This is a genomic window from Mesorhizobium sp. M0185 (assembly GCF_040322175.1).
In the GTDB taxonomy this organism is placed as follows: Bacteria; Pseudomonadota; Alphaproteobacteria; order Rhizobiales; family Rhizobiaceae; genus Mesorhizobium.
The window spans coordinates 243,643-270,112 of record NZ_JAMYSY010000002.1 but is presented as its reverse complement, the minus strand read 5'-3'; the positions used below and the strand labels follow the sequence as shown (position 1 = coordinate 270,112).

24 protein-coding genes and 1 other RNA gene are annotated in these 26,470 nt (G+C 63.2%); 24 read left to right on the top strand and 1 reads right to left on the bottom strand.

From position 1 onward, the window contains the following. Window positions 1-111: 111 nt before the first annotated feature. From NKJ20_RS03095 to NKJ20_RS03070, 6 genes are all read left to right on the top strand, one after another. On the top strand, window positions 112-831 hold the full coding sequence (locus tag NKJ20_RS03095) for a TerB family tellurite resistance protein (protein WP_352742483.1): 720 nt from the start codon (window positions 112-114) through the stop codon (window positions 829-831). Beyond that, window positions 828-1,595 carry an N-acetylmuramoyl-L-alanine amidase gene (locus tag NKJ20_RS03090; protein WP_352742481.1) on the top strand — a complete coding sequence of 256 codons (768 nt, stop codon included), beginning with the start codon at window positions 828-830 and terminating at the stop codon, window positions 1,593-1,595. Before NKJ20_RS03095 ends, NKJ20_RS03090 begins: the two co-directional genes overlap by 4 nt. A gap of 184 nt (window positions 1,596-1,779) precedes the next feature. Then, complete coding sequence (locus tag NKJ20_RS03085) at window positions 1,780-2,523, top strand: lytic transglycosylase domain-containing protein (RefSeq protein WP_352742479.1); 744 nt, start codon at window positions 1,780-1,782, stop codon at window positions 2,521-2,523. A 59-nt stretch (window positions 2,524-2,582) separates the two neighbouring features. Then, window positions 2,583-2,981, top strand: an RNA gene (gene rnpB / locus NKJ20_RS03080) — RNase P RNA component class A. Window positions 2,982-3,131: 150 nt separating this feature from the next. Further along, window positions 3,132-3,416, top strand: a complete 285-nt coding sequence (locus tag NKJ20_RS03075; protein ID WP_352680272.1) for a type II toxin-antitoxin system ParD family antitoxin — start codon at window positions 3,132-3,134, stop codon at window positions 3,414-3,416. A gap of 117 nt (window positions 3,417-3,533) precedes the next feature. Beyond that, the gene (locus NKJ20_RS03070) at window positions 3,534-3,707 is read left to right on the top strand and encodes a type II toxin-antitoxin system RelE/ParE family toxin (protein ID WP_352680271.1); all 174 of its coding nucleotides are present in this window, start codon (window positions 3,534-3,536) and stop codon (window positions 3,705-3,707) included. 8 nt (window positions 3,708-3,715) lie between these two features. On the opposite strand, the gene NKJ20_RS03065 is transcribed toward NKJ20_RS03070, so the two are convergent. Continuing rightward, window positions 3,716-4,831 carry a cystathionine gamma-lyase gene (locus NKJ20_RS03065; protein ID WP_352742477.1) on the bottom strand — a complete coding sequence of 372 codons (1,116 nt, stop codon included), beginning with the start codon at window positions 4,829-4,831 and terminating at the stop codon, window positions 3,716-3,718. 406 nt (window positions 4,832-5,237) lie between these two features. On the opposite strand from NKJ20_RS03065, the gene mraZ reads away from it, so the two are divergent. The 18 genes from mraZ (at window position 5,238) to NKJ20_RS02975 (ending at window position 26,461) form a co-directional block, all read left to right on the top strand. Further along, window positions 5,238-5,696, top strand: a complete 459-nt coding sequence (mraZ, locus tag NKJ20_RS03060; protein ID WP_254818997.1) for a division/cell wall cluster transcriptional repressor MraZ — start codon at window positions 5,238-5,240, stop codon at window positions 5,694-5,696. Continuing rightward, window positions 5,693-6,724 carry a 16S rRNA (cytosine(1402)-N(4))-methyltransferase RsmH gene (gene rsmH, locus NKJ20_RS03055; RefSeq protein WP_352589451.1) on the top strand — a complete coding sequence of 344 codons (1,032 nt, stop codon included), beginning with the start codon at window positions 5,693-5,695 and terminating at the stop codon, window positions 6,722-6,724. The genes mraZ and rsmH overlap by 4 nt, the downstream gene beginning before the upstream one ends. 4 nt (window positions 6,725-6,728) lie before the next feature. After that, window positions 6,729-7,106: a cell division protein FtsL gene (gene ftsL / locus NKJ20_RS03050; protein WP_023676771.1), complete on the top strand. Its 378-nt coding sequence runs from the start codon at window positions 6,729-6,731 to the stop codon at window positions 7,104-7,106. A 14-nt stretch (window positions 7,107-7,120) separates the two neighbouring features. Then, window positions 7,121-8,848 (top strand): peptidoglycan D,D-transpeptidase FtsI family protein, encoded by a 1,728-nt coding sequence (locus NKJ20_RS03045; protein ID WP_352453152.1) that lies wholly within the window; start codon window positions 7,121-7,123, stop codon window positions 8,846-8,848. A 54-nt stretch (window positions 8,849-8,902) separates the two neighbouring features. Continuing rightward, window positions 8,903-10,357: a UDP-N-acetylmuramoyl-L-alanyl-D-glutamate--2,6-diaminopimelate ligase gene (locus NKJ20_RS03040; RefSeq protein WP_352453153.1), complete on the top strand. Its 1,455-nt coding sequence runs from the start codon at window positions 8,903-8,905 to the stop codon at window positions 10,355-10,357. Further along, a complete protein-coding gene (locus NKJ20_RS03035) occupies window positions 10,354-11,787 on the top strand; it encodes a UDP-N-acetylmuramoylalanyl-D-glutamyl-2,6-diaminopimelate--D-alanyl-D-alanine ligase (RefSeq protein ID WP_352589457.1) in 1,434 nt (477 codons plus the stop codon). Before NKJ20_RS03040 ends, NKJ20_RS03035 begins: the two co-directional genes overlap by 4 nt. Window positions 11,788-11,811: 24 nt before the next feature. After that, a complete protein-coding gene (gene mraY / locus NKJ20_RS03030) occupies window positions 11,812-12,894 on the top strand; it encodes a phospho-N-acetylmuramoyl-pentapeptide-transferase (RefSeq protein ID WP_023676767.1) in 1,083 nt (360 codons plus the stop codon). Between the two features lie 8 nt (window positions 12,895-12,902). Then, window positions 12,903-14,303, top strand: coding sequence for a UDP-N-acetylmuramoyl-L-alanine--D-glutamate ligase (gene murD / locus NKJ20_RS03025; RefSeq protein ID WP_352589460.1), 1,401 nt, complete (start codon window positions 12,903-12,905; stop codon window positions 14,301-14,303). Further along, entirely contained in the window at window positions 14,303-15,454 is a 1,152-nt protein-coding gene (gene ftsW / locus NKJ20_RS03020; protein ID WP_023676765.1) for a putative lipid II flippase FtsW, read from the top strand. Before murD ends, ftsW begins: the two co-directional genes overlap by 1 nt. Window position 15,455: 1 nt before the next feature. Continuing rightward, complete coding sequence (murG, locus tag NKJ20_RS03015) at window positions 15,456-16,583, top strand: undecaprenyldiphospho-muramoylpentapeptide beta-N-acetylglucosaminyltransferase (protein ID WP_352742473.1); 1,128 nt, start codon at window positions 15,456-15,458, stop codon at window positions 16,581-16,583. Further along, window positions 16,580-17,986 carry a UDP-N-acetylmuramate--L-alanine ligase gene (murC, locus tag NKJ20_RS03010; RefSeq protein ID WP_352456166.1) on the top strand — a complete coding sequence of 469 codons (1,407 nt, stop codon included), beginning with the start codon at window positions 16,580-16,582 and terminating at the stop codon, window positions 17,984-17,986. The genes murG and murC overlap by 4 nt, the downstream gene beginning before the upstream one ends. Further along, window positions 17,983-18,948 (top strand): UDP-N-acetylmuramate dehydrogenase, encoded by a 966-nt coding sequence (gene murB, locus NKJ20_RS03005; protein ID WP_031211769.1) that lies wholly within the window; start codon window positions 17,983-17,985, stop codon window positions 18,946-18,948. Before murC ends, murB begins: the two co-directional genes overlap by 4 nt. Before the next feature lie 314 nt (window positions 18,949-19,262). Continuing rightward, window positions 19,263-20,189, top strand: a complete 927-nt coding sequence (locus tag NKJ20_RS03000; RefSeq protein WP_352742471.1) for a D-alanine--D-alanine ligase — start codon at window positions 19,263-19,265, stop codon at window positions 20,187-20,189. Beyond that, window positions 20,177-21,118, top strand: a complete 942-nt coding sequence (locus tag NKJ20_RS02995; RefSeq protein ID WP_352742469.1) for a cell division protein FtsQ/DivIB — start codon at window positions 20,177-20,179, stop codon at window positions 21,116-21,118. The genes NKJ20_RS03000 and NKJ20_RS02995 overlap by 13 nt, the downstream gene beginning before the upstream one ends. Continuing rightward, window positions 21,115-22,422, top strand: a complete 1,308-nt coding sequence (ftsA, locus tag NKJ20_RS02990) for a cell division protein FtsA (protein WP_023676759.1) — start codon at window positions 21,115-21,117, stop codon at window positions 22,420-22,422. Before NKJ20_RS02995 ends, ftsA begins: the two co-directional genes overlap by 4 nt. A gap of 67 nt (window positions 22,423-22,489) precedes the next feature. Beyond that, on the top strand, window positions 22,490-24,160 hold the full coding sequence (gene ftsZ, locus NKJ20_RS02985) for a cell division protein FtsZ (protein ID WP_352742467.1): 1,671 nt from the start codon (window positions 22,490-22,492) through the stop codon (window positions 24,158-24,160). A 279-nt stretch (window positions 24,161-24,439) separates the two neighbouring features. Further along, window positions 24,440-25,387, top strand: a complete 948-nt coding sequence (lpxC, locus tag NKJ20_RS02980) for a UDP-3-O-acyl-N-acetylglucosamine deacetylase (protein ID WP_254818982.1) — start codon at window positions 24,440-24,442, stop codon at window positions 25,385-25,387. A gap of 204 nt (window positions 25,388-25,591) precedes the next feature. Beyond that, window positions 25,592-26,461, top strand: a complete 870-nt coding sequence (locus tag NKJ20_RS02975; protein ID WP_023676756.1) for an outer membrane protein assembly factor BamD — start codon at window positions 25,592-25,594, stop codon at window positions 26,459-26,461. Window positions 26,462-26,470 lie beyond the last annotated feature (9 nt).

Below are 26,470 nucleotides of genomic sequence, written 5' to 3'. Positions count from 1 at the left end.
GTGCGACGACGTGAGCGCTGGCGCCAGCCGCCTCAGACAAATCGATTGGGCCAGCCCCTGCGGCACTGTCTTGGCTTGATAGCGATGGGTGGTTGGCCCTATGAAGCCCCCATGTCGATTTGGGACCGCCTTGGCGACTTCGTCGCACGCGTTTCATCTTCAGCGTCGTCAGGCGTCGCCGAAGTGGTCGAGGCCGTGCGCACGGTTTTCTCCGGCGATGCCGATCTGCGCCGGCGCGTCGCCTTCTCGGTGGCGATGATCGCCCTGTCGGCCAAGATGGCCAAGGCAGACGGCATCGTCACGCAAGACGAGGTGCGCGCCTTCCAGGAAATATTCGAGGTGCCGAAGGAACAGAGGCGCAATGTGGCGCGGCTCTACGATATGGCCAAACGCGACATTGCCGGTTTCGAGACCTATGCCGAGCGGATGGCGCAGCTTTGCGGTTCGGGCCATTCGAACTGCCTGATGCTCGAGGACATACTCGACGGGCTGTTCCACATCGCCAAGGCCGACGGGCTGGTGCATGAGCGAGAGGGCCAATTCCTGCATCGCATCGCCGAGATATTCCGCATCGATGAGGCGCATTACCAGAGCATCCTGGCCCGGCATGTCGATCTGGGTGCGGCCGATCCCTATGTTGTGCTCGGCATCGAGCGTGGGAAGCCGTTCGAGGAGGTCCGCAGGCGCTACCGCAAGCTGGTCTCCGACAATCATCCGGACCGGCTGATCGCACGCGGCCTGCCGCAGGAATTCATCAAGATCGCGACGACCAGGCTGGCGGCGATCAACGCGGCCTATGAAATGATCGAGCGAGGCCTGCGGCACGCATGAGCGGCTTTCCGCCCGATGAGCCGAGCGCCGAGGTCAGGGTATCGCCGAATTTCGGACCACGGCGCGGGACGCTCGGACCCGATATGATCGTGCTGCACTACACCGGCATGGCTACCGGCGCCGGTGCCGAGGCATGGTTGTGCGATCCGGCAAGCGAGGTCTCGTCGCACTACCTGGTCCATGAGGACGGCGGCATTGTTCAGATGGTAAGGGAAGGCGACCGCGCCTGGCATGCCGGCAAGAGCTCGTGGTTCGGACAGAGCGACATCAACTCCTGTTCGATCGGCATCGAGATCGTCAATCCGGGGCATACGCTCGGCTATCGCAACTTTCCAAAACCGCAGATCGACGCGGTGATCGGCCTGTGCGCTGGGATCATCGAGCGCCATTCCATTCCGGCGCAGCGGGTGCTTGCCCATTCCGACGTGGCACCGGGGCGAAAGGTCGATCCAGGCGAGAAATTTCCATGGAAGGCATTGTTTGCTGCCGGTATCGGCCATGTTGTGCCGGCAGCACCGATCCGGCGCGGCGCCGTGCTGAAGCCAGGCGATACCGGCGCCGAGGTAGAGGCGCTGCAGTCGATGCTGGCGCTCTATGGTTATGGCGTCGAGATCACCGGCGCTTTCGACCGGCAGACCGAAATCGTGGTCGAGGCATTTCAGCGGCATTTCCGGCAGCGCCTGGTCGATGGCATGGCTGATGGATCGACGATCCGCACGCTGGAAAGGCTGCTCGCTTCCGTAAGGATAGCCTCTCTCAAATAATCTTTTGCCAGCTTAAAAGTTACAATCTGTTACTCAAAGTGACTTGCGTCGCCTTCTTTGGCGCCAATTCCGTCGTCAAAGGCGATCCGTACAGATTGTCGGACGTCTATCCCCCCAGATGTTCCGATGTTGATTGAGGGTATCTGCGCGAAGTCTTTGTGCAGATCAAACAGAACAGGATCACATGCAGAAATTGACCGTTTTAACGGCAGCCATTGCTGCCGGCGTAATGACTTTTGCCTTCAGTGCGGCGAACAGCGCACCGCTGAGCCAGCGGGCCGATCAGGGCTTCAGTGCCGCAGCCGGCAAAACCGCCGTGCCGAAGGGTGGTGCAAAAGTAGAGAAGACCGCCACCGCAAAAGTGGAAAAAGCGGCCGCGGTAAGGACGAAAAAGCCAGTCTCCGCGAAAGGGCCAACCGCTGCGAGAAAGACAATCGCCAAACTGCATGTGAAGCGTAACCGCAAACGCATCGACCGCATGGCAACGGCGTCAGTCGCTCCGAAGAGCAGGCCAGCGCCTCAGGCGGCGGCAGTCGGCGGCAGCGGACAGTATTCGGCGATCATTGCGCGTTATGCCGCCAGCTATGGCGTCCCGGTGTCGCTCGCCAATGCCGTCATCAAGATCGAAAGCAACTACCAACCGAACCAGGTCGGCAGCGCCGGCGAGATCGGCCTGATGCAGATCAAGCCGGCGACGGCGCGGATGATGGGCTATAGCGGTTCGGTTCAGGGTCTCTACGATCCCGATACCAACATCAAATACGGCATGAAGTACCTTGCCATGGCGCGGGATCTCGGCGGCGGCACGACCTGCGGCACGATCCTGAAATACAATGCCGGCCACGCCGCCACACGGATGAACCCGGTGTCCGCAGCCTATTGCGGCAAGGTCAAGGTGCAGCTGGCAGCACTTGGAGCGCCCGCCTGACAAGCGACAACGTGCTTTTTCGTTTGCGTTTTCGGGCCTGAACCCCTTTATACGCCTTGCCAGCTGGCCGGGCGGCCGCACCCGCGAAGCCGAAAGGCTGTGGGTGAGGAAAGTCCGGGCTCCATGGAGACACGGTGCCGGTTAATGGCCGGCGGGGGCGACCCCAGGGAAAGTGCCACAGAAAGCAAACCGCCACGATCCAATCGAGGCAAGGGTGAAAGGGTGGGGTAAGAGCCCACCGCGCGACTGGCGACAGGAGCGGCACGGTAAACCCCACCGGGAGCAAGACCGAATAGGGGCGGTGCGAGGGGAAACCCTCGAGGGCTGTTTCCGGCTCACCGTCCGGGTAGGTTGCGTGAGGCGTATGGCAACATGCGCCCAAGATGAATGGCCGCCACGTTCTCGCCCCGTACGGGGCGAGGGCCATACAGAACCCGGCTTACAGGCCAGCTGGCAGTTTCCCCGATAAAAGGAAATCTCCTGATATCAGCAGGTTGCGTTTTCGGGCGCAGCCGTTGATTCAGTTTCGACCCCTGCAGCCGAGCGCGACAATCCTTGAAATTGGTACGATTTAATCGTACCATTGAGAGATTGATCAGGAGTGCGCCATGGGCCACGTTGACAAACGCAGCATCACGCTGTCGCCGGAACTGGCGGCGGCGGTCGACGACGTGGTCGCCGCCGGCGAATATGCCTCGGCAAGCGAGGTGATCCGCGACGCGCTGAGGCAATGGAAGGACCGGCGCGACCTGCTCGGCTACACGGTCGAGGAATTGCGCAAGCTGGTGCAGGAGGGGATCGACAGCGGTCCGGGGCTGGACGGGCCGCCAATCATGGAACGGCTGCGCGCCAAATATCTGAAAATGGCCGGAACCAAAGGCCTTGAGGAGTGAAATACCGCCTGCTTCCTCAGGCATTGATCGACCTCGAAGCCATCGGCGACTACATTGCCGAACAGAATCCAAATGCGGCGGTTCGGCTCGTGGATCTCTTGCAAAGGCCGGTGGGATTTGCTGACCCTGCACCCCTTCTCAGGTGCGCCGCGCGAAGACATCGCAACCGGAATCCGTCACCTGATCGTCGGCGAATACCTCACCTTGTATCGTGTCCGCGAAGAGGCGATCGAAATCGTTCGCGTGCTGCACGGCCGGCGCAAGATTGATGCCGACGATCTGAATTCGTGATTGCCGATTCAGCCACCGATTGCGTCTAGCGACGCCTCGATCGCCTGCCAAAGCTCTTCCACCGGCTCGCAGCCGATCGACAGGCGAACGAAGCCGGGCGGAACGGCATCTCCCCTTTTTGATCGCCGTTCGGCCGAAGTGTGCACGCCGCCGAACGACGTCGCTGCCTGCATCAAGGCGCAATTGTTGATGAAATCCTCGGCCTTGTCCTCCGAGGCGAGCACGAACGAGATGAGAAAGCCGAAGCGCTCCATCTGGGCGCGGGCAAGATTGTGCGATGGATCGCTCTCCAGTCCCGGAAAGCGCAAGCCGCTGATCGCGCGATGGTTTTTCAGCCGTCGCGCTATCATTTCGGCGGAAGCGCACATGCGGTCGAAGCGCACGTCCAGCGTTTCGAGGCCGCGATGCACCAGCCATGCCTCGAACGGCCCGGGGATAGCGCCCGACGTCTCGCGCCAGTCGGTCACCCTCGAGATAATGTCCGCGTCGCGGCTGGCGACATGGCCGAACAGCACATCGGAATGGCCGTTTGGTGCCTTGGTGTCGGCGGCAATGACGATATCTGCGCCGAGATCGAGCGGGCGCTGGCCGAAAGGCGTCATTGTCGTGTTGTCGACCACAAGCACCGCACCCGCTCTATGCACGGCTTCGGCGACGGCTGCGATGTCGCATATATCCAGTCCTGGGTTGGCGGGCGTTTCGACGAACGCAAGCCGATACCTATCGAAGCCGCCGTCGAGGAAGCTTGATGTTGGCCGGACATCATAAGCGACGCCAAAGGACTTCAGGAAGCGCTCTGCCAGCGCTCTCGTCGTGTGATAGCCGTCGGACGGCAGCAGGATACGGTCGCCGGCTTTGAGCAGGCCGAAAAATACCGCCGAGATGGCAGCCATCCCCGAGGGAAAGGCGACGCATGAGGCGTCTTCCAGATGCGCCAGCATGTGCTCGACCGCATCCCAGGTCGGATTGCTGAAGCGGCCATATTGATCGAAGCCGGTGGCGTCGCCGGGCGCATGAAGGATGGCGGCCATCGTCAGGGGCAAGGGGATCGGGTCGCCCTTGGCCAGCCCGCCGCGGCGCAGATGGGGAAGTGCCGCGGCGCGTGACTTGGCTGTTTCGGACATGATTTCAAACCTCGTTACTGACCGGAAAAGGAGATGCCGAGGCTATGCGCGGCAGCGATCCGCAGCAAGCCGCCTCCGGTTGGACCAGACGGCCCTAAACGCTTCGTTAGGCTTAATGGAGGATAAAGACCGGAGTGCCGTCAAAGCTGCTCTCCCCAGTCGTGGCAGGCGCGTTTTGAAGACTGTTCCCGTTGACGCCCATAACACCCCATGATATCCCATTCCGATACTCAAGCCTTCGTTCCGTGTCAGGGTGAAGCGTACGCCAATCGGGCAGCCGCGGCGGCTGCGCGTTTGCCTGCGTTCGCCCGTCACAACGAAGCGGGTTTTGGACGTCGACCGGGCTGGGGCGGCGTGGACAGGAAGATGCAGAGGGGTGCGGCGGCGCAAGCGGCCGTAACGCGTAATGGACCGGTTTCTGTCGAACGCGGTGAACAGGATCGATGCGAAGGGACGAGTGTCCGTGCCGGCGCATTTCCGTGCCGTTGTGCAGAAACGCGGCTATTCGGAACTTTATGCGCTACGCTGCCTGGATCGCCCGGCGATGGATGTCGGTGGGCTCGACCTGCTCGATCGCTACGAGCAGCGTATCGCCCAGGAAGACCCGTTCCTGCAGACGGCGGACGACATGTCGTTCTTCTGCCATGGCGATGGAACGTTTCTGAAGCTCGACCAGGACGGCCGTATCACGATGAGCGATTTCATTCGCGAGCATACCGGCATTTCAGCGGAAGTGGCCTTCGTTGGCCGGGGCAATTTCTTTCAGATCTGGGAGCCGGGACGGCTCAGCGCCTACGGGACGGAAGCACGCGCCCGGCTTTTGCAGCTTCGGCAGGGGACGAAGCCCGGGGAGCGGCCGGAATGATGGCGGGCGACGGCGATGAAGTTCATGCCGCTGGCGGACCAGCCCGTCACATTCCGGTCCTCCTTGCCGAAGTTCTGGAGGCGCTGGCCCCGACAAAAGGCGAGGTGATCGTCGACGGCACGTTCGGTGCCGGCGGCTACACTAAGGCCATTCTGGCAAGCGGAGCCTCGGTCGTCGCCATCGACCGCGATCCGGATGCGATCGCGGCGGGGCGGGCCCTTGAACAGCAGTCCGGCGGCAAGCTCAGGCTTGTCCAGGCACCGTTCTCGACGCTCGACGAGCAGGTTGAAAGTGCCGATGGCGTCGTGCTCGACATCGGCATCTCCTCCATGCAGATCGACCAGCCGGAGCGCGGCTTTTCATTCCGGGCCGATGGACCGCTCGACATGCGCATGGCGCAGGCGGGCCTGAGCGCCGCCGATGTCGTCAACACCTTCAAGGTGGGCGATCTTGCCCGCATCTTCGGTTTTCTCGGCGAGGAACGCCATGCCGGGCGCATCGCCCGCATGATCGAGAGCCGTCGCGAAAAACGCCCCTTCGAGCGCACGCTCGACCTTGCCGATGCCATCGAGACGCATATCGGTCGCGCGCCGAAAGACAAGATCCATCCGGCCACCCGCGTTTTCCAGGCGCTGCGCATCTTCGTCAATGACGAACTCGGCGAACTGGCCAAGGCACTGTTTGCCGCCGAGCGCGCGCTGAAACCGGGCGGGCGGCTTGTCGTGGTGACCTTCCATTCCCTCGAGGACCGCATCGTCAAGCGCTTCATCGCCGACAGAGCCGATTCAGCGACCGGATCGCGGCACCTGCCCGAGGCGCAGGCGCGCACCGCCACCTTCACCAAGAAGGGCGGCGGCGTGACGCCTGGCGATGCCGAGATATCGGCAAATCCGCGGGCGCGCTCGGCAAGGCTGCGCACTGCAATCCGTACAGAGGCGCCGGCGCGTGCCGGCGATTTTTCGATTTTCGGCCTGCCAAAACTGCCTGGCCCAAAGCTTCCCGGCGCCGATCGACCGGGAGAGAGGTGAGCACGTGTTTCGTACCAGCGACATAGTCCTGATCGCCGTCATGGTTTCGGCGGCTGCCCTGACCTACAAGACCAAGCGCGAGGCCGAGGAGCAACTGGCGGCAGTGCACAAGATCCAGGCGCAGATCCGTTATGAGGAGGACACGATCGACCTGCTCAAGGCGGACTGGAGCCTGCTTACCCAGCCGTCGCGCCTGCAGAAGCTCACCGAAATCTACAAATCGCAACTCGGACTCGAGCCGGTCAATGCGCGGCAGATCGTCGGGCTGGACGATCTGCCGGCGAAACCCGTCAACATCGAGGACCTTTCATCGCAGCGGCTGGGCGGCATGGCCGATATCGGCGGCAAAGATCCCGTGGTGACCGGAGGCATCGTCCAATGATCACCGGATTTCCAATGGCTGCCAGATTTCCAAAGATTGGCAGGCTGCTGAAGAGCGGTTCACAGGCCGGTGCAGGCGGATCGATCGTGGTCGAAGGTGCCCGCAAGGCGACCGGTGGCAAGGGCAGGACCCGCATCGTCATGACCATGGCGGTGTTCTTCGGCATCTATTCGACCATTGCCGGGCGGCTGGTCTATCTGGGTTTCCAGAATCCCGACCTGTCGGGCGGCCCGCAGAGCCGGGTGACGGCATCGCGACCCGACATCGTCGACCGTAACGGCGAAGTGCTGGCGACCGACATCAAGACCGCGTCGCTGTTTGCCGAACCGCGCCGCATCGTCGATGCCGACGAGGCGATCGAAAAGCTGTCGACGGTGCTTCCCGAGATCGACTACGAGCAGACATATAACAAGCTGAAGAGCGGCGCCGGGTTCGTCTGGCTGCAGCGGCAACTGACGCCGAAGCAGCAGGCCGACATCATGCAACTCGGCATCCCCGGATTCGGCTTTCGCACCGAAAAGCGCCGGTTCTATCCGGCCGGCGAAACCTCGTCCTACATTGTCGGCCTCACCAACATCGACAATCAGGGCATCTCCGGCATGGAGAAATACATCGACGAACAGGGCTTGAGCGATCTTCAGGCGTCGGGCCTCGCGGTGGCCAAGGATTTGAAGCCGGTGCAGCTCTCGATCGACCTGCGCGTCCAGCATATCGTGCGCGACGAGGTCGCCACCGGCATGGAAAAGTACCACGCCATCGCGGCGGGCGCCGTCGTGCTCAACGTCAAGACCGGCGAGGTGCTGGCGATGGCGTCGGTTCCGGATTTCGATCCGAACAACCCCTATAACGCGCAGGACAAGGACCGGCTCAACCGTATGTCGGCCGGCCTCTATGAAATGGGGTCGACCTTCAAGAGCTTCACCACTGCCATGGCGCTCGATTCCGGCAAGATAACGCTGCAAAGCCGTTTCGACGCGTCGCGCCCGATCAGGATCGGCCATCAAACCATCCATGATTTCCATGGCAAGGGCCGGGTACTGTCGGTGCCGGAAGTGTTCATCTACTCCTCCAATATCGGCTCTGCCAAGGAAGCCGAAGCGGTTGGCATCGACGGACACCGCGAATTCCTGCATCGCCTGGGAATCCTCGAGAAGATGCAGACCGAACTGCCGGAAGTCGCTCGGCCGACCGAGCCCAAGGTCTGGAAGCAGGTCAATTCGATCACCATCGCCTTCGGCCACGGTGTGTCGACGACGCCGCTGCAGACAGCGGTCGGCTGCGCCGCGCTGATGAATGGCGGCTATCTGATGGACCCGACCTTCCTGCCGCGCACGCAGGAGCAGGCGATGGCGGTGGCCAAGAAAGTGGTCAGCGACAAGACGGTCGAGGGCATGCGCTATCTCTATGCACTCAATGCCGAAAAGGGATCCGGCCGCAATGCACGGGTGCCAGGATACCGGGTGGGCGGCAAGACGGGAACGGCGGAGAAGGTTGTCAACGGCCGTTACTCGAAGGAAAAGAATTTCAACGCCTTCGTTGCGGCTTTCCCGATGGACGATCCGCAATACATAGTGCTTACGATCGCCGACGAACCGAGGCCGGAAAAGCCCGGCATGGGTGCTACGGCCGCCTCGAACGCGGGCATCATGGCTGCAAACATCATCCGACGTGCGGCTTCCATGCTTGGCGTGAAGCCAGATTTCAGCCATGAAAATGGTGCAACGCTGGTTTCCTATCAGTGATTCTTGGGGCGCGCCGGCAACTGCGCGCTATTTTGTTGCGATGAACGGGGTTCGATGAAGCTGAAAAATCTAGCCGGTATCCTGCCTGTCGAAGGGACAGCTTCCTTCGATATGGAGGTTACAGGGATTTCGTCGGATTCCCGCCAGGTAACACGGGGCGTCGTCTTTTTCGCGCTCAGCGGCTCCAAGGCGGATGGCGCAGCCTACGCAGCCGATGCCGCGAGCCGAGGCGCTGCAGCGATCGTGGTCGGCAAGGGCAGTGCCGTCGCCGGGCTGCCAATCCCGGTTCTTGTCGTAGACGATCCGCGCCTTGCACTGGCGCTGAGTGCTGCACGTTTTTTCGGCATGCAACCGCAAACCATGGTCGCGGTGACCGGAACCAGCGGCAAGACCTCGGTCGCCGCATTCACCCGGCAGATATGGGAGCAGGCGGGTTTCGCCGCCGCCTCGATCGGCACGACCGGCGTGGTGGCGCCGGGCCGCAACGAATATGGCTCGCTGACCACGCCGGATCCGGTGGCACTGCACAGGCTGCTCAAGGAGCTGGCGGAGGCCGGCGTCACCCACGCCTCGATGGAAGCGTCCAGCCATGGCCTCGACCAGCGCCGGCTCGACGGCGTCAAGCTTGCGGCCGGCGGCTTCACCAATCTCGGCCGCGACCATATGGACTATCATCCGACGGTCGAGGACTATCATCGCGCCAAATTGCGTCTGTTCGACGCGCTGCTGCCGAAGGGCGCGCCGGCGGTCATCTTTGCCGACGACCCGTGGTCGGAGCCGACGATCAAGGCGGCGCGGGCAGGGGGACTGAATGTGCTGACGGTCGGCCGCCACGGCGATTTCCTGCGGCTGAAGCGGGTCGAGCACGAGCGCCACCGCCAGCGCGCCGAGGTCGAAGCGGACGGCGTTCTCCATGAAGTCGACTTGCCGCTGGCCGGCGACTTCCAGATTGCAAATGCGCTGGTGTCGGCCGGCCTCGCCATTTCGACTGGAACATCTGTTGCCAAGGCGTTGATGGCGCTGGAGAAATTGAAGGGCGCGCCGGGACGGCTCGACCTTGTCGGGACGGCCGCCAACGGCGCGCCGGTCTATGTCGACTACGCGCACAAGCCGGATGCGCTGGAAAACGTGCTGGCTTCGGTGCGCCCCTTTACCACCGGCCGCGTCATCGTCGTATTCGGTTGCGGCGGCGACCGGGACCGAGGCAAGCGGCCGATCATGGGCGAGATCGCCACAAGACTGGCCGACGTGGTCATCGTCACCGACGACAATCCCCGCTCGGAAGTACCCGAGACGATCCGCGCCGCGATCCTGGAGGCCGCACCCGGCGCCATCGAGATCGGCGACCGGCGCAAGGCCATCCACGAGGCGGTCGGGATGCTTCACGCTGGCGACACGCTGATCGTGGCCGGCAAGGGCCATGAGGAAGGCCAGACCATCGGCACCGAGACGCTGCATTTTTCCGATCATGAGGAAGTTCGCTCGGCGCTGCGGGAGCAAGCGGCGTGAGCTATCTGTGGACCTCCGAGGCGCTGGTTGCCGCCATGGATGGCCGGCCGCTCGGTCCGATGCCTGAAGGCATCGCCGGCATTTCCATCGACAGCCGCAGCCTGCAGCCGGGAGACGCTTTCTTCGCCATCAAGGGCGAGGCCATGGACGGCCATGATTTCGTCACGGCTGCCATCAAGGCGGGCGCCGGCGTGCTGGTCGTCGCCGAGGGCAAGCTGCCGTCGCTGGGGCGGCTGACTGCACCGATGATCGTCGTGGAGGACGTGCTTGTCGCTCTGGAAAAGCTCGGCGTTGCGGCGCGCGCACGCTCAAAGGCCAGGGTCATTGCCGTGACCGGATCGGCGGGCAAGACCACCACCAAGGAAGCGCTACGCCACGCTCTCTCCGCGGTCGGTACGGTGCATGCATCGGCCCAGTCGTTCAACAATCACTGGGGCGTGCCGCTGACGCTGGCGCGCATGCCGCAGGATTGCGACTATGCCGTCTTCGAGATCGGCATGAACCATCCCGACGAGATCCGGCCGCTGGTCAAGATGGTCCGGCCGCATGTCGCCATCGTCACGTTGATCGCGGCCGCTCACCTCGGCTTCTTCCGCAACCTGGACGAGATCGCCAAGGCCAAGGCGGAGGTTTTCGAGGGACTGGAGCCCGGTGGCGCCGCCCTTCTCAACCGCGACGATGCGCGCTGGAAGCTGCTGGAGAAGATGGCCAAAGAGGCCGGCGTCGAGCATGTCTACGGGTTCGGCGAGAATGCCCGGGCGACCTTCAAACTGATCAAATGCGAGCTCAATGCCGATCACTCGGTCATCACCGCCAAGATTGGCGGGCACGAGATTGTCGCCAGGATCGGCGCGCCGGGCCGCCATATGGTGCAGAACGTGCTCGCGGTTCTTGGTGCCGCGCATCTGGTCGGCGCCGACGTTAACAGGGTTGCGCAGGCGCTGGCCGATCTTTCGCCCGAACGCGGACGCGGCAAGCGCTATGTGTTGCGTCACCCCAACGGGCCGATCACGCTGATCGACGAGAGCTACAACGCCAATCCCGCGTCGATGAGGGCTGCAATGGCACTGCTCAACACGACGCCGGTGTCGGGCGAGGGCAGGCGCATTGCCGTGCTCGGCGATATGCTCGAGCTCGGCAGCCATTCGGCGAAATTGCATGCCGCGCTTGCCGGTCTGATCGTCGGCACCGACACGCGCACGGTCTTTCTCGGCGGCCCGGAGATGCGGGCGCTGGCCGACGTTTTGCCCGGCGAGATCAGGACGGAGTACCGCGCCGGTGCGGAAGATCTGAAACCGGTTCTTCTATCGGAATTAAAGCCCGGCGACGTGGTCATGATCAAATCGTCGAAGGGCATAGGCTTTTCAAAGCTGGTCGAGGCGTTGCTCGGCAAGTTTCCGGCGGAAGCCACAACCAGCAGACAGACCTAGGATCGGTCCGGGGGACGCAAGCGCATGCTAACACTGCTCGTCGAATTTGCGGACAAGATCTCGGTCTTCAACGTCTTCCGCTACATAACATTCCGCACCGGCGGAGCGCTGATCACAGCGGCGCTGATCGTGTTCATCTTCGGACCGACCATCATCAATTCGCTGCGGCTGCGGCAAGGCAAGGGCCAGCCGATCCGTGCCGACGGGCCGCAGACGCATTTCAAGAAGGCGGGAACGCCGACAATGGGCGGACTGATGATCCTGTCCGGCATCGTCGGTTCGTCGCTGCTGTGGGCGAACCTGTCGAGCATCTACGTCTGGGTGGTCCTGCTGGTGACGCTGGGATTCGGCTCGATCGGCTTTTACGACGATTATCTCAAAGTAACCAAGCAATCGCATCTCGGCTTTTCCGGCAAGGCGCGGCTGGGGCTCGAATTCGTCATCGCCGGCATCGCCGCCTGGGTGATCATGCATAACGGCCAGGCGCCGTTCTCGTCATCGTTGACATTCCCTTTCGCCAAGGAGTTTCTCGTCAATCTCGGCTGGTTCTTCATCCCGTTCTCGTGCTTCGTCATCGTCGGCGCCGGCAATGCGGTGAATCTGACCGACGGTCTCGACGGGCTGGCGATCGTGCCGATCATGATCGCAGCCGCATCCTTCGGCGTCATCGCCTATCTCTCCGGCAACGCGGTGTTCGCCGAATATCTGCAGATCCATTTCGTGCCCGGCACCGGTGAACTTGCGGTGGTCCTTGGAGCGGTGATCGGCGCCGGTCTCGGTTTCCTCTGGTTCAATGCGCCGCCGGCGGCGATCTTCATGGGCGACACCGGCTCGCTGGCGCTGGGTGGGCTGATCGGCACGGTCGCGGTGGCGACCAAGCACGAGATCGTGCTGGTCATCGTCGGCGGCCTGTTCGTCGTCGAGATATTCTCGGTCATCATCCAGGTCGGCTACTTCAAGATGACCGGCAAGCGCGTCTTCCTGATGGCGCCGATCCACCATCATTTCGAAAAGCTCGGCTGGACCGAAAGCCAGGTGGTGATCCGCTTCTGGATCATCGCCGTCATCCTGGCGCTGGTCGGCCTGTCGACCCTGAAGCTCAGATAGGAGGCCGCTTGATCCCCGCCGCATCCTTTTCAGGCAAGCGCGTTTCGCTCTTCGGGCTCGGTGGCTCGGGGATTGCCACGGCGCGCGCGCTGATCGAGGGCGGCGCGGATGTGCTGGCCTGGGACGACAATCCCGATAGCGTCGCCAAGGCCGGCGCGGTCGGCATCACGACAGCGGACCTGCGCGGTGCGGACTGGGCGAGGTTTTCCGCCTTCGTGCTGTCGCCCGGCGTGCCGCTGACGCATCCCAAGCCGCACTGGACCGTCGAGCTGGCGCGGGGCTCAGGCGTGGAGATCATCGGCGACATCGAGCTTTTCTGCCGCGAGCGGATGCTGCTGGCACCGGCAGCACCTTTCATTGCCATTACCGGCACCAACGGCAAGTCGACGACCACGGCACTGACGGCGCACATCCTAAAATCGGCTGGGCGCGACACGCAGATGGGCGGCAATATCGGCCGCGCGGTGATGACGCTCGATCCGCCGCAGCCTGAACGGCACTATGTGGTTGAGTGCTCTTCCTACCAGATCGATCTTGCCCCTTCGATCAATCCGACGGCCGGTGTGCTGCTCAACCTGACGCCGGACCATCTCGACCGCCATGGCACGATGCAACACTACGCCTCGATCAAGGAGCGGCTGGTGGCCGGCAGCGAGACGGCAATCATCGGTGTCGACGATTCCTGGTGCGCCCAGATCGCCGATCGGCTGGAGCGGGCCGGCCGGCAGGTCATCCGCGTCTCCAAGCGCCTGCCGCTGACCGACGGTTATTTCGCTGACGGCACCAACTTAATGGAAGCCGTGCACGGCCGCTACAGCCGTGTCGCCTTCCTCGAAGACATCGGCTCGTTGCGCGGCCAGCACAATGCGCAGAACGCGCTGGCCGCCGCCGCCGCCTGCCTCAAGGTCGGGCTCGAGCTCGGCGAGATCCAATCCGGACTGGAGAGTTTCCCTGGGCTGGCGCACCGCATGGAGCAAGTCGGCCGCAAAGGGCATGTGCTGTTCGTCAACGATTCCAAGGCGACCAATGCCGATGCCGCTGCACCGGCGCTGTCGAGCTTTGCGCGTATCTACTGGATTGCCGGCGGCCTGCCGAAAGAGGGCGGCATCGAGCCGTTACGCGGCTTCTTCCCGCGCATCGCCAAGGCCTATCTGATCGGCGAAGCCGCACCGGCCTTTTCGGCGACGCTGGGCGAAGCGGTGCGCTACGAGATATCAGGCACGTTGGCGGCGGCAGTCGAACACGCCGCCCGCGATGCGGCCAGGGATAGTAGCGGCGAGGCAGTGGTGCTGCTGTCGCCGGCCTGCGCCAGTTTCGACCAGTTCAAGAATTTCGAAGTCCGCGGCGAGGCGTTCAGGCAAGCCGCAACCGCCATTGATGGCGTGAAGCCCATCGGAGGGACACGATAATGCAAAGCCGTCTCGACAAAAGCCCTGTGGCGACCTGGTGGTGGACGATCGATCGCTGGTTCCTGGCGGCGTTCCTGTCGCTGATGGGGCTCGGCATCGTTTTGTCCTTCGCCGCAAGCCCGGCGGTGGCCGAGCGCATCGGGCTCGACAGTTTCCACTTCGCGACACGCCAGATTATCTTCACCATTCCGGCGCTTGGGGTAATGCTGGCCGTCTCGTTCCTTGAATCCAGGCAGATCCGGCGCATGGCGCTGGTCATGTTGTGCATCATGCTGTTTCTGATGGTGGCGGTGCTCTATATCGGCGTCGAGGTGAAGGGCGCGCGGCGCTGGGTGTCGCTAGCCGGCCTGTCGATCCAGCCGTCCGAGTTCCTGAAACCGGCCTTCGTCATCATCTGCGCCTGGCTGTTCGCCGAGCACAAGCGCCAGCCCGACATTCCGGGCAATTTGTTCGCCATGTTGCTGCTTGCACTGGTCATCTCGCTGCTGGTGGCGCAGCCTGACCTTGGGCAGACCATGCTGGTGCTCGGCACCTGGGGGGTGATGTTCTTCATGGCCGGATTGCCGTGGCTGTGGATCGTCGCGCTGGGTGCTGCAGGCGTCGGCGGCGTGTTCGCCGCCTATGCAGTGTTCCCGCACGTTGCCGGCCGTATCGACCGCTTCATGACCGGCGAGGGCGACACGTTCCAGGTCGACATGGGCCGCGAGGCGCTGATCAATGGCGGCTGGTTCGGCGTCGGGCCGGGCGAGGGCACCGTCAAACGGGTCATCCCCGACAGCCATGCCGACTTCGTCTTCTCGGTCGCCGGCGAGGAATTCGGGCTGATCATGTGCTTCTTCATCATGTCCATCTTCGGGTTCATCGTGCTGCGCGGCCTCAACACGGCACTCAAGGAGCAGGACGATTTCACACGCTATGCGGTTGGCGGCTTGGTCACGGTCTTCGGCCTGCAGTCGGTCATCAACATGGCCGTCAATCTGCAGCTGATGCCCGCCAAGGGCATGACGCTGCCGTTCATTTCCTACGGCGGTTCCTCGCAGATCGCGATCGCCATCTCGATGGGCATGGTGCTGGCGCTGACGCGCAAGCGCCCGGAAAAGCGCAAGCAGCTGGGCTTCATGCCGTCGCCGCGTGCGATGCCGGCGGAGTGAGATGGCCAAGGGGGTCATCCTTCTGGCGGCGGGCGGAACGGGCGGACATCTGTTCCCGGCCGAGGCACTGGCGCACGAACTGACCGGGCGCGGCTGGGCGGTGCACCTGGCGACGGACGAACGCGCCGAGCGCTTTGCCGGGCAGTTCCCGGCGGCCGCCATCCATCCGATCCAGTCGGCGACGATGGGGTCGAAAAATCCTTTTGCCGTGCTCGCCGCATTTTGGAAAATCTGGCGCGGGGTGCGGCAGGCATCGGCCGTCATCGCCAGCGTCAAGCCCGCCATCGTAGTCGGCTTCGGCGGCTATCCGACGCTGCCGCCGCTCTATGCCGCGACCCGGCGCAAGGTGCCGACGCTGATCCACGAGCAGAACGCGGTGATGGGCCGTGCCAACCGGGCGCTCGCCGGCCGCGTCGACGCTATTGCCGGTGGTTTCCTACCGGAAGACACAAGTGCTACAGGCGTCAAGACGGTGACCACCGGCAATCCGGTCAGGCCGCAAGTGCTGGAAGCGGCGAAGACGCCTTATGCCGCATCGGCCGGTGAAGAGCCGTTCCGATTTCTGGTGTTTGGCGGCAGCCAAGGCGCGCAGTTCTTTTCCGATGCGGTGCCGGCGGCGATCGCCCGGCTTTCCGATGCACAGCGCAGGCGGCTGGCGATCACCCAGCAGGCGCGCGCCGACGATGTGCCGCGGGTGAAAGCGGCCTATGCCACGCTTGACATCGAGGCCGAGGTGTCGCCCTTCTTCACCGACATGGCGGCGCGGCTGGCGGCGGCGCATCTGGTGATGTCGCGCTCCGGCGCATCGACCGTATCGGAAATCGCGGTGATCGGCCGGCCGGCGCTGCTGGTGCCTTATCCGCACGCGCTCGACCACGACCAGGCGGCGAATGCGGCGGCCCTTGCGGCAGCGGGCGGCGCCGAGGTGCATCCGCAATCCACGCTTTCGGCGGAGCGGATCGCCGTGCTTGTCGGCGGGCTGATGGATGATCCAGGCAAGGCGGCGACAATGGCCGCGGCGGCGAAATCGTCCGGAAAACCGGATGCCGCGCGGTTGCTCGCCGATCTGACAGAGGCTATTGCGTCCAGGAAATCCGTTTCGGAATTCAGGAAGGAGACGCACGCATGAAGATGCCACAGACGATCGGCCTCGTGCATTTCATCGGCATTGGCGGCATCGGCATGAGCGGCATCGCCGAGGTGCTGCACAATCTCGGCTACAAGGTGCAGGGATCCGATCAGGCCGACAGCGCCAATGTGCAGCGGCTGCGCGACAAGGGCATCGAATGCTTCGTCGGCCATCAGGCCGAAAACCTCGGCGAGGCCGAAGTGGTCGTCGTCTCCACCGCAATCAAGAAATCCAACCCGGAGCTGAAGGCGGCGAGAGAGAAGTTGCTGCCGATCGTGCGGCGCGCCGAAATGCTGGCCGAGCTGATGCGCTTCCGGCAGGCGGTCGCGATCGGCGGCACGCATGGCAAGACGACGACGACTTCGATGGTGGCGACGCTACTCGAAGCCGGCGGGCTCGACCCGACGGTAATCAATGGCGGCATCATCAATGCCTATGGCACCAATGCCCGCATGGGAGACGGCGAATGGATGGTGGTCGAGGCCGACGAGAGCGACGGCACCTTCCTCAAGCTGCCGGCCGAGATTGCCGTCGTCACCAATATCGACCCCGAGCACCTCGACCATTACGGCTCCTTCGACAAAGTGCGCGAAGCGTTTCGTCAGTTCGTCGAGAATGTGCCGTTCTACGGCTTTGGTGTGATGTGCACCGACCACCCCGAGGTGCAGGCGCTGGTCGCCCGCATCGAGGACCGGCGCGTCATCACCTATGGCGAAAATGCGCAGGCCGACGTGCGCTTCACCAATCACCGCATGGACGGCCCGACCTCGGAATTCGACGTGGTGATCCGCGACCGCAAGACGCACGGCCAGATAACGATATCAGGCCTGCGGCTGCCCATGCCCGGGCGCCACAATGTCTCCAATGCGACGGCGGCGATTGCCGTCGCGCATGAGCTCGGCCTTTCGGCTGAGGCAATCAAGAAGGGCCTGTCGTCTTTCGCGGGCGTCAAGCGGCGCTTCACCCATACCGGTTCGTGGAACGGTGTCGATGTGTTCGACGATTACGGTCATCATCCGGTCGAGATCACGGCGGTACTGAAGGCTGCGCGCAGCGCTACCAAGGGTCGCATCATCGCCGTTACCCAACCGCATCGCTTCACCCGGCTGCGCGATCTGTTCGACGAGTTTTCCGTCTGCTTCAACGACGCCGATACGGTAATGGTGGCGCCCGTCTATGCAGCCGGCGAGGAACCGATCGACGGCGTCACGTCCGACGCACTGGTGTCGCGCATCCGCTCCGGCGGCCATCGCGACGCACGCTACATCGAAGGTCCGGCGGCGATTGCGCCGATCGTGCGCGAGGTGGCGAAGCCGGGCGATTTCGTCGTCTTCCTCGGCGCCGGCAACATCACCCAATGGGCCTATGCGCTGCCCAAGGAACTCGGCGGGACCATCTCATGATGCGCGGCCAGGCGTTGATCGAGAAGCTTGGCGACCGGCTTGCCGGACTGCGCGGCCGCATCACGCCCAATGCCGAGATGGACAAGATCACCTGGTTTCGAGCCGGCGGGCTCGCGGACGCATTGTTCCAGCCGGCCGACGAGGACGATCTTGCCACGTTCCTGAAGGCGGTGCCGGAGGAAATTCCGCTGACCATCGTCGGCGTCGGCTCGAACCTGCTTGTCCGTGACGGCGGCATTGCGGGCTTTGTCATCCGGCTTTCGGCCAAAGGCTTTGGCGAGACCGAAGTGATTGCGCCGACCACGATCAAGGCGGGCGCCGCGACACCCGACAAGCGCCTTGCGGCCGTTGCCTACGAGGCCGGCATCGGTGGCTTTCATTTCTACCACGGCATTCCCGGCGCCATTGGCGGAGCGCTGAGGATGAACGCCGGCGCCAATGGCGTCGAGACGCGCGAGCGCGTGGTCGAGGTGCGGGCACTCGACCGCAAGGGCAATGTTCATACGCTGAGCAATGCCGATATGGGCTATGCCTATCGCCATTCAGCGGCGCCGTCCGGGCTGATCTTCACGTCGGCGCTGCTCGAAGGCATTCCTGAGGACAAGGCGGCGATCAAGGCCGCGATGGATGCTGTCCAGAACCATCGCGAGACCGTGCAGCCGATCCGCGAAAAGACCGGTGGCTCTACCTTCAAGAATCCTGAGGGCACCTCGGCCTGGAAGGAGATCGACAAGGCCGGCTGCCGCGGCCTGATGGTTGGTGGGGCGCAGATGTCGCCGATGCATTGCAACTTCATGATCAACACCGGAACCGCCACGGGCTACGAGCTTGAATATCTCGGTGAGACGGTGCGTGCGCGCGTGCTCGAAAGATCAGGCATCCGGCTGCAGTGGGAGATCAAGCGCATCGGTAATTTTCGGCCGGGCCATGCCGTCCAGGAATTTCTCGGGCAGTTGCTTTAGGCAAGCTGACCGCCGTTGCCTTTCGGACTCATGAATTCACATTTTGCTGCCGTTTTTGCGGAAAGTGAATCCATCGGAATCGTAAGCACTTGCCAGCGAATCAACTCTCTGATTCTCTGCCCTGAAGCGTTTCCTGATTTGAGTCGTTTCGACGCGTTACTCGCGTTTCCGTCTGGGGGGCAACCTGCCGGGAGACTCGGACTCAATGTTGCGGAAACACGGGAGCGAAGTTGCTCGGGCGCATTTGAGTGCGCGCGATGCTTTTCGGGGCATGCGCGATGGTGCAGGCCTGCTGTGAGAGGAAATGACGGGGAATGACAAGCAAGCATGTGGCCGTCCTTCTGGGGGGATTCTCGTCCGAGCGGCCCGTGTCCCTGTCGTCGGGTAAAGCCTGCGCCGATGCGCTCGAGGGAGAGGGCTACCAGGTCACCCGCGTCGACGTCTCGCGCGACATCGGCTCGGTGCTCGCCGAGCTCAAGCCTGACGTCGTCTTCAATGCGCTGCACGGCCCCTTCGGCGAGGACGGCACCATCCAGGGCATCCTCGAGTACCTCGCCATTCCGTACACCCATTCCGGCGTGCTTGCCTCGGCGCTTGCGATGAACAAGGAACAGGCCAAGAAGGTCGCGAAGGCGGCCGGCGTTCCGGTGGCGGAGTCGAAGGTGGCCAATCGCTTCGCCATCCAGAACAAGCACCCGATGAAGCCGCCCTATGTCGTCAAGCCGGTCAACGAAGGATCGAGCTTCGGTGTCGTCATCGTGCATGAAGGCCAGTCGCATCCGCCGCAGATCATCGGCTCGTCCGAGTGGAAATATGGCGATACGGTCATGGTCGAGCGTTATGTGCACGGGCGGGAATTGACCTGCGCGGTGATGGGCGATGTGGCGCTCGGTGTCTGCGAGATCATCCCGACCGGCCATTCCTTCTACGACTATGATTCAAAATACGTCGCGGGCGGATCAAAACACGAATGCCCGGCAAAACTTTCACCGAATATTTACCAAAAAATACAGACACTGGCGCTCAAGGCTCATCAAGCCATCGGCTGTCGGGGCGTTTCCCGGTCGGACTTCCGTTATGACGATCGTCACTCCGAAAACGGCGAAATTGTCTGGCTCGAGGTCAACACCCAGCCGGGTATGACGCCGACGTCTTTGGTGCCGGAAATCGCCGCGCAAGCGGGACACTCGTTCGGCGATTTGTTGAGTTGGATGGTGGAGGACGCTTCGTGTCTGCGTTGAAGTGGGGACAGGGCAAGGGGAAGGGCACGGCCGGGCCGGCGCTGTTCGGCATGCCGTTGTCGTTCGACCATTTCGTGCTGCCGCGCCTGCTCCGCCGGCCGGTGCGCGTGCTGGCGCGCCTCGGCGAAGGCGACTTCGAAGCGCCGCCCTATTGCGCTGCCATGCTGTCGGCGGCACTGCTTGTTTCGAGCAGTGCCTATGGCGCCTATCTCGGCGGATATTCCGACGCCATCGTCCAGAGTGTCACCGCCCGCACCGGCTTTGCCGTCGACCAGGTCAAGGTCGTCGGCAACCGCGAAACGTCCGAGATAGATATTCTCGACAGGCTGGAACTCGACGGCTGGACCTCGCTGATCGGCTTCGATGCCGAAGCCGCGCGCGAACGCATCACCACGCTACCCTGGGTCGAAGCCGCGGCAGTGCGCAAGGTCTACCCGCATACGCTGGAAGTGCGCGTCGAGGAGCGCGAGCCGTTCGCGCTGTGGCAGCAAGGCAGCGCGCTTTCGGTCATCGAGAAATCCGGCACCGTCATTGCGCCGTTCTCCGGCGGCAAGCAGATATTGCTGCCGCTGATCATCGGCACCGGCGCACCGGCCAAAGCGCCGGATTTCCTGGCCAAGATCAAGAATTATCCGGAGCTCGCCGCGCGGATCAAGGGCTATATCCGCATCGGCGAACGGCGCTGGGATCTCAAGCTTGAAAACGGCATCACGATCAAGCTCCCCGAAGACGGTGAGGATCAGGCGATTGCCGACCTGGTCAGGATGGATCACGAGAACGGGCTTTTGACGCGCGACATCGCCGCCGTCGACATGCGCCTTTCCGATCGTCTGGTCGTCCAGTTGACGCCGGAAGCGGCGACACAGCGCCAAGCCGCGCTCGACGAAAAGCCCAAGATGCTGAAGCGCAAGCCGGAGACGAAGATATGAGCTGGCTTGGCGGCAATAGCGATGCCTCGTCGCGCCGGTCCGGCATCCTGACGGTGCTGGATGTCGGCTCCAGCAAGGTCTGCTGCGTGGTGGCCAAACTCAAGCCGCGCGACGATGGCAAGCTGCTGCGCGGCCGCTCGCATCGCGTCCAGGTGATCGGCATCGGCCACCAGAAATCGCAAGGCGTGAAATCGGGCGTCGTCATCGATCTCGACCGTGCCGAGCACGCCATCCGTCTTGCCGTCGACGCCGCCGAACGCATGGCGGGACTGACGGTCGATTCGCTGATCGTCAACATGACTGCCGGCCGGCTGAAGAGCGAGGCTTTTTCGGCCACCATCAATCTCGGCGGCCATGAGGCCGACGAGGCCGACATCAAGCGGGTGCTTGCCGCCGGCGCCAAGCAGGCGTTGCGGGCCGAGCGCGAGGTGATCCATTCGCTTCCCGTAGCCTTTTCGCTGGATGCCGAGCGCGGTGTGCGCGATCCGCGCGGCATGGTTGGCGACCAGCTTGGCGTCGACATGCACGTGCTGACAGGCGACGCAGCGCCCTTGCGCAATCTGGAGCTCTGCATCAACCGCTCGCATCTGTCGGTCGAACGCATGGTGGCGACGCCCTATGCCAGTGGGCTTGCTGCGCTGGTCGACGACGAGCTCGAAATGGGCGCGGCCTGCATCGACATGGGCGGCGGCACGACGACGATCTCGGTGTTTTCGGAAGGCAAGTTCGTCCATGGCGATGCCATCGCGATCGGCGGCAACCACGTCACGCTGGATATGGCCAAGGGCCTGTCGACCTCGCTCGATGCCGCCGAAAGGCTGAAAGTGATGCATGGCTCGGCGCTGCCTGGCAGTGCCGACGACCGCGACCTGGTTTCCATCCATCCGATCGGCGAGGACGGCGAGGTGCCGTTGCAGATCCCGCGCTCGGTGATGACGCGCATCATCCGCGCTCGCATCGACGAGACGCTGGAATTGTTGCGCGACCGGCTGAACAAGTCCGGCTACGGCAATGCCGTCGGCAAGCGTGTGGTGCTGACCGGCGGCGCCAGCCAGCTTGCCGGCCTGCCAGAAGCAGCACGCCGCATTCTCGGCCGCAATGTGCGCATCGGACGCCCGCTTGGCGTGGCAGGCCTGCCCGAGGCGGCCAAGGGGCCGGCTTTTTCGACGCCCGTCGGGCTTCTGATCTACCCGCAGATGGCGAGCTTCGAGAGCCGCCCGGCGAAGGGAATTTCCGGTCTTCGGATGACCGGAACAGGCGGAAAACTGCATCGAATGAGTCAGTGGTTGAGAGACAGTTTTTAATTTGACGGGGACAGCCCCATAGGCGGCCGCGGCGGCGAAGCGGCGGGAAAGGCAAAGGACGAAGACAATGACCATCAATCTGCAGAAGCCGGACATCACCGAGCTCAAGCCGCGCATCACCGTGTTCGGTGTCGGCGGCGGCGGCGGCAATGCCGTCAACAACATGATCACCGCCGGCTTGCGCGGCGTTGAGTTCGTGGTGGCCAACACCGACGCGCAGGCACTGACGATGTCGAAGGCCGAGCGGCTGATCCAGCTCGGCGCGCATGTCACCGAGGGTCTCGGCGCCGGATCGCAGCCTGAAGTCGGGCGCGCGGCGGCGGAGGAATGCATCGACGAGATCATCGATCATCTCTCCAACACGCATATGTGCTTCGTCACTGCCGGCATGGGCGGCGGCACCGGCACCGGGGCGGCTCCCGTCGTTGCCCGCGCTGCCCGCGAAAAGGGTATCCTCACCGTCGGCGTCGTCACCAAGCCGTTCCACTTCGAAGGCCAGCGCCGCATGAAGACGGCCGACATGGGTATCGAGGAACTGCAGAAATGCGTCGATACCCTGATCGTCATTCCCAACCAGAACCTGTTCCGGCTGGCCAATGACAAGACCACCTTCGCCGATGCCTTCGCCATGGCCGACCAGGTGCTCTATTCGGGCGTTGCCTGCATCACCGACCTGATGGTCAAGGAAGGCCTGATCAATCTCGACTTCGCCGACGTCCGCTCGGTCATGCGCGAAATGGGCAAGGCGATGATGGGGACTGGCGAGGCTTCGGGCGAGGGCCGTGCAATGGCCGCGGCGGAAGCCGCCATCGCCAACCCGCTGCTCGACGAGACCTCGATGAAGGGCGCCAAGGGCCTGCTGATCTCGATCACCGGCGGCCGCGACCTGACCCTGTTCGAAGTCGATGAGGCGGCAACCCGCATTCGCGAAGAGGTCGACCAGGATGCCAACATCATTCTCGGCGCCACTTTCGACGAGGAACTCGAAGGCGTTATCCGCGTGTCGGTGGTCGCCACCGGCATCGACAAATCGGCCGCCGAAATCGCTGCCGCGCCGATCGCTATCCGCACGGCTCCGCCGAAGCCGGTCAGCCGCCCGGCGGCTCAGGTCACGGAAATGCGCCCGGCGCCTGTCCAGCAGCCGATCTATGAACCACGTGCTGCCGATCCGGTCGCCGAGGCCATTCAGCTCGCCGAGGCGAATGCGGCAGCGATGGCGCAGGCCCGCCCGGCACCGGTCGCCCATGCGGAAGACTTCCGCCCGCAGAGCAAGATCTTCCAGGCGCCTCCCGCTCAGCCGCAGCCGATGATGCAGCCAGCGGTTCAGCAAGCGATGCAGCCGGCTCCGCATCGTGAAATGCCGCACCCGGTTGCCGCAGCGCCCCAGCGCATGCCGCGGGTCGAGGATTTCCCGCCGCAGGTGAAGGCCGAAGTGGAAGCCAAGGCCCGCCCCGCCGACCACGAGAACAGCGGCCCGATGGGGTTGCTCAAGCGCCTGACCAACGGTCTGACCCGCCGCGAAGAGGAGCCTGCACGGCTGCAGCCGGCGCAGCCGCGCGAACCGAAACTGCGCCAGGCGCCGGCCGAAGTGCGCCGCCTAGCCAGCCAGGATCCGCAGCTTTACGCGCCGCGCCGCGGCCAGCTGGACGAGCAGGGCCGCCTGACGCCGCAGAGCCGGGCTGTCCAGGAAGACGATCAGTTGGAGATTCCCGCCTTTCTGCGCCGACAGGCCAATTGATCTGTTAACGGTTCGTAACAGTTGTTAACAGGCGAGCAGGAGACTGTTCGCCTGTTAACGTTAAAAACGATTTCAGAACAAGGACTTATGAGGCGTTCCCTCTCGGGACCGCAGTTACAAAGAGTAAGAAACCGTGATTTGGAGACTCCCCGCGGGACCATTATCTTCGCCACCGACCAAAGTCGGTTTGCTGGGAGTCTCGGGGAAGTGGCCCTGCCTGCCGATCAATCAAGAGCCGCGCCCTCAGGGCAGACGAAGCGGACCTAGGCAGTACGGGCTATGGGGATTGTTTTGCACGACTATCAGACGACACTTAAATCGCGCGCGACGCTGACTGGCATCGGCGTTCACAGTGGCAATCCGGTCACCGTCCATTTCCTGCCGGCGGATGCCGATACGGGTGTCGTCTTCCAGCTTTCGAATGCAAGCGGAAGCCACGAATTTCGCGCGCTCGTCTCCGAGGTCGGCGCCACCGATCTCTGCACCATGCTTGGCGATCCGCAAGGCGAGCACATTGCCACGGTCGAGCATCTGATGGCGACGCTTTTCGGGCTTGGAATCGACAATCTCGTCATCGAAATCGACGGCCATGAGGTGCCTATCCTCGACGGCAGCGCAGTGATGTTCGTCGAGGCCATTGACCAGGCAGGCATCGAAACGCTGCCGGTCAAGCGCCGCTACATCAGGGTGGTCAAGCCGGTTCGCATCGAGAACGGCGCCTGCTGGGCGGAGTTCAGGCCCTATGACGGCACGCGCTTCGAGATCGAGATCGATTTCGAAAGCCCGGCGATCGGGCGCCAGCTTTTTGCATCCGACATGAACGCCGACATTTTCCGCCGCGACGTCGCGCGGGCCCGCACTTTCGGTTTCATGAAGGACGTCGAGCGGCTGTGGGCGGCCGGCTATGCGCTCGGCTCGTCTTTGGAAAACTCCCTGGTGATCGGCGACGACAACCGCGTGATCAACATGGGAGGCCTGCGCTATCCCAACGAGTTCGCGCGCCACAAGACGATGGATGCGATGGGCGACCTGGCGCTCGCCGGTGCCCGGTTCATCGGCTGCTTCCGCTCCTATCGTGGCGGCCACAGGCTGAACGCAGCTGCGCTGCGCCGTCTCTTGTCCGACCGTTCGGCTTTCGAGATCGTTGAGACGACGCGCCGCGAGCGCGGGCGTACCGCCGAGATGAGCGCCGTCAACGCACCCCTCTACGCACCCTGGATGATCTGATTCTTAAGGTCTTGCGGCTCCCGTTGCGGTCAAGCTGTGTTGCATGGATGCATCACCGGCCGGCCAAATTACACAGCTTTCCAGGTGGCGCCAAACCGCCACAAAAATGTGCGATTGGCCGGGGATAGCGTTGCCGGGCAAGGCAATTATGGTTTATGGCTGCTGCCGTCGACTGAAATGACGCCGAAAGGGCGGAATCCAAACATGTTTTTCAAGCGAGTTGGTCAATCGAAGGCGCTGCGGCGGGCTGTTTTCCTGGCGCTTTCGGTGGTCGTTCCATCGCTGTTTCTGTCGGCCTGCATGTCGTCCGAGAAGGACGTCGATCTGTCGACCTATGTCGATCAGACCGAGCCGGCCGACGTGCTCTACAATCAGGGTCTCGCCAATCTGAATGCCGGGCGACTGCAGGAGGCAAGCCGCAAGTTCGATGCCGTCGACCGCCAGCATCCCTATTCCGAATTCGCCCGCAAATCGATGGTGATGGGTGCCTTTGCCGACTACCGTCAGGGCAATTACGACGAGGCGATCGGTTCGGCCAAGCGCTACCTGACCCTTTATCCGTCGACCGACGATGCAGCCTATGCCCAGTACATTATCGGGCTGAGCTACTACCGTCAGATCAAGGACGTCACCCAGGACCAGAAGGAAGCGCGTCTTACCGTGCAGACGATGCAGGACCTCGTGACGCGCTGGCCCACGTCCGAATATGCCGACGACGCAAAGGAGAAGATCCGCTTCGCCAACGATCAGCTCGCCGGCAAAGAGATGCAGATCGGCCGCTATTATCTCGAGCGCCGCGAATACATCGCGGCCGTCAAACGGTTCCGTAACGTCGTGGAGAACTATTCCAACACACGTCATGTCGAGGAAGCGCTGGCGCGTCTTACCGAGAGCTACTATGCGATGGGGCTGACGTCGGAAGCGCAGACCGCTGCGGCCGTGCTCGGCACCAACTATCCCGATAGCCAGTGGTACAAGGACTCCTACAAGCTCCTGCAGAGTGGTGGGCTCGAGCCGCGCGAGAATGCCGGATCGTGGATCTCCAAGGCCGGGAAGCTGATCACCGGCGCCTGAGCGGCGCGT

Coding starts and splice junctions, on each gene's coding strand:
- NKJ20_RS03095 (WP_352742483.1), top strand. CDS start 112: ATGTCGATTTGGGACCGCCTTGGCGACTTCGTCGCACGCGTTTCATCT.
- NKJ20_RS03090 (WP_352742481.1), top strand. CDS start 828: ATGAGCGGCTTTCCGCCCGATGAGCCGAGCGCCGAGGTCAGGGTATCG.
- NKJ20_RS03085 (WP_352742479.1), top strand. CDS start 1,780: ATGCAGAAATTGACCGTTTTAACGGCAGCCATTGCTGCCGGCGTAATG.
- NKJ20_RS03075 (WP_352680272.1), top strand. CDS start 3,132: ATGGGCCACGTTGACAAACGCAGCATCACGCTGTCGCCGGAACTGGCG.
- NKJ20_RS03065 (WP_352742477.1), bottom strand. CDS start 4,831: ATGTCCGAAACAGCCAAGTCACGCGCCGCGGCACTTCCCCATCTGCGC.
- mraZ (WP_254818997.1), top strand. CDS start 5,238: ATGGACCGGTTTCTGTCGAACGCGGTGAACAGGATCGATGCGAAGGGA.
- rsmH (WP_352589451.1), top strand. CDS start 5,693: ATGATGGCGGGCGACGGCGATGAAGTTCATGCCGCTGGCGGACCAGCC.
- NKJ20_RS03045 (WP_352453152.1), top strand. CDS start 7,121: ATGGCTGCCAGATTTCCAAAGATTGGCAGGCTGCTGAAGAGCGGTTCA.
- NKJ20_RS03040 (WP_352453153.1), top strand. CDS start 8,903: ATGAAGCTGAAAAATCTAGCCGGTATCCTGCCTGTCGAAGGGACAGCT.
- mraY (WP_023676767.1), top strand. CDS start 11,812: ATGCTAACACTGCTCGTCGAATTTGCGGACAAGATCTCGGTCTTCAAC.
- ftsW (WP_023676765.1), top strand. CDS start 14,303: ATGCAAAGCCGTCTCGACAAAAGCCCTGTGGCGACCTGGTGGTGGACG.
- murG (WP_352742473.1), top strand. CDS start 15,456: ATGGCCAAGGGGGTCATCCTTCTGGCGGCGGGCGGAACGGGCGGACAT.
- murC (WP_352456166.1), top strand. CDS start 16,580: ATGAAGATGCCACAGACGATCGGCCTCGTGCATTTCATCGGCATTGGC.
- murB (WP_031211769.1), top strand. CDS start 17,983: ATGATGCGCGGCCAGGCGTTGATCGAGAAGCTTGGCGACCGGCTTGCC.
- NKJ20_RS03000 (WP_352742471.1), top strand. CDS start 19,263: ATGACAAGCAAGCATGTGGCCGTCCTTCTGGGGGGATTCTCGTCCGAG.
- ftsA (WP_023676759.1), top strand. CDS start 21,115: ATGAGCTGGCTTGGCGGCAATAGCGATGCCTCGTCGCGCCGGTCCGGC.
- ftsZ (WP_352742467.1), top strand. CDS start 22,490: ATGACCATCAATCTGCAGAAGCCGGACATCACCGAGCTCAAGCCGCGC.
- lpxC (WP_254818982.1), top strand. CDS start 24,440: ATGGGGATTGTTTTGCACGACTATCAGACGACACTTAAATCGCGCGCG.
- NKJ20_RS02975 (WP_023676756.1), top strand. CDS start 25,592: ATGTTTTTCAAGCGAGTTGGTCAATCGAAGGCGCTGCGGCGGGCTGTT.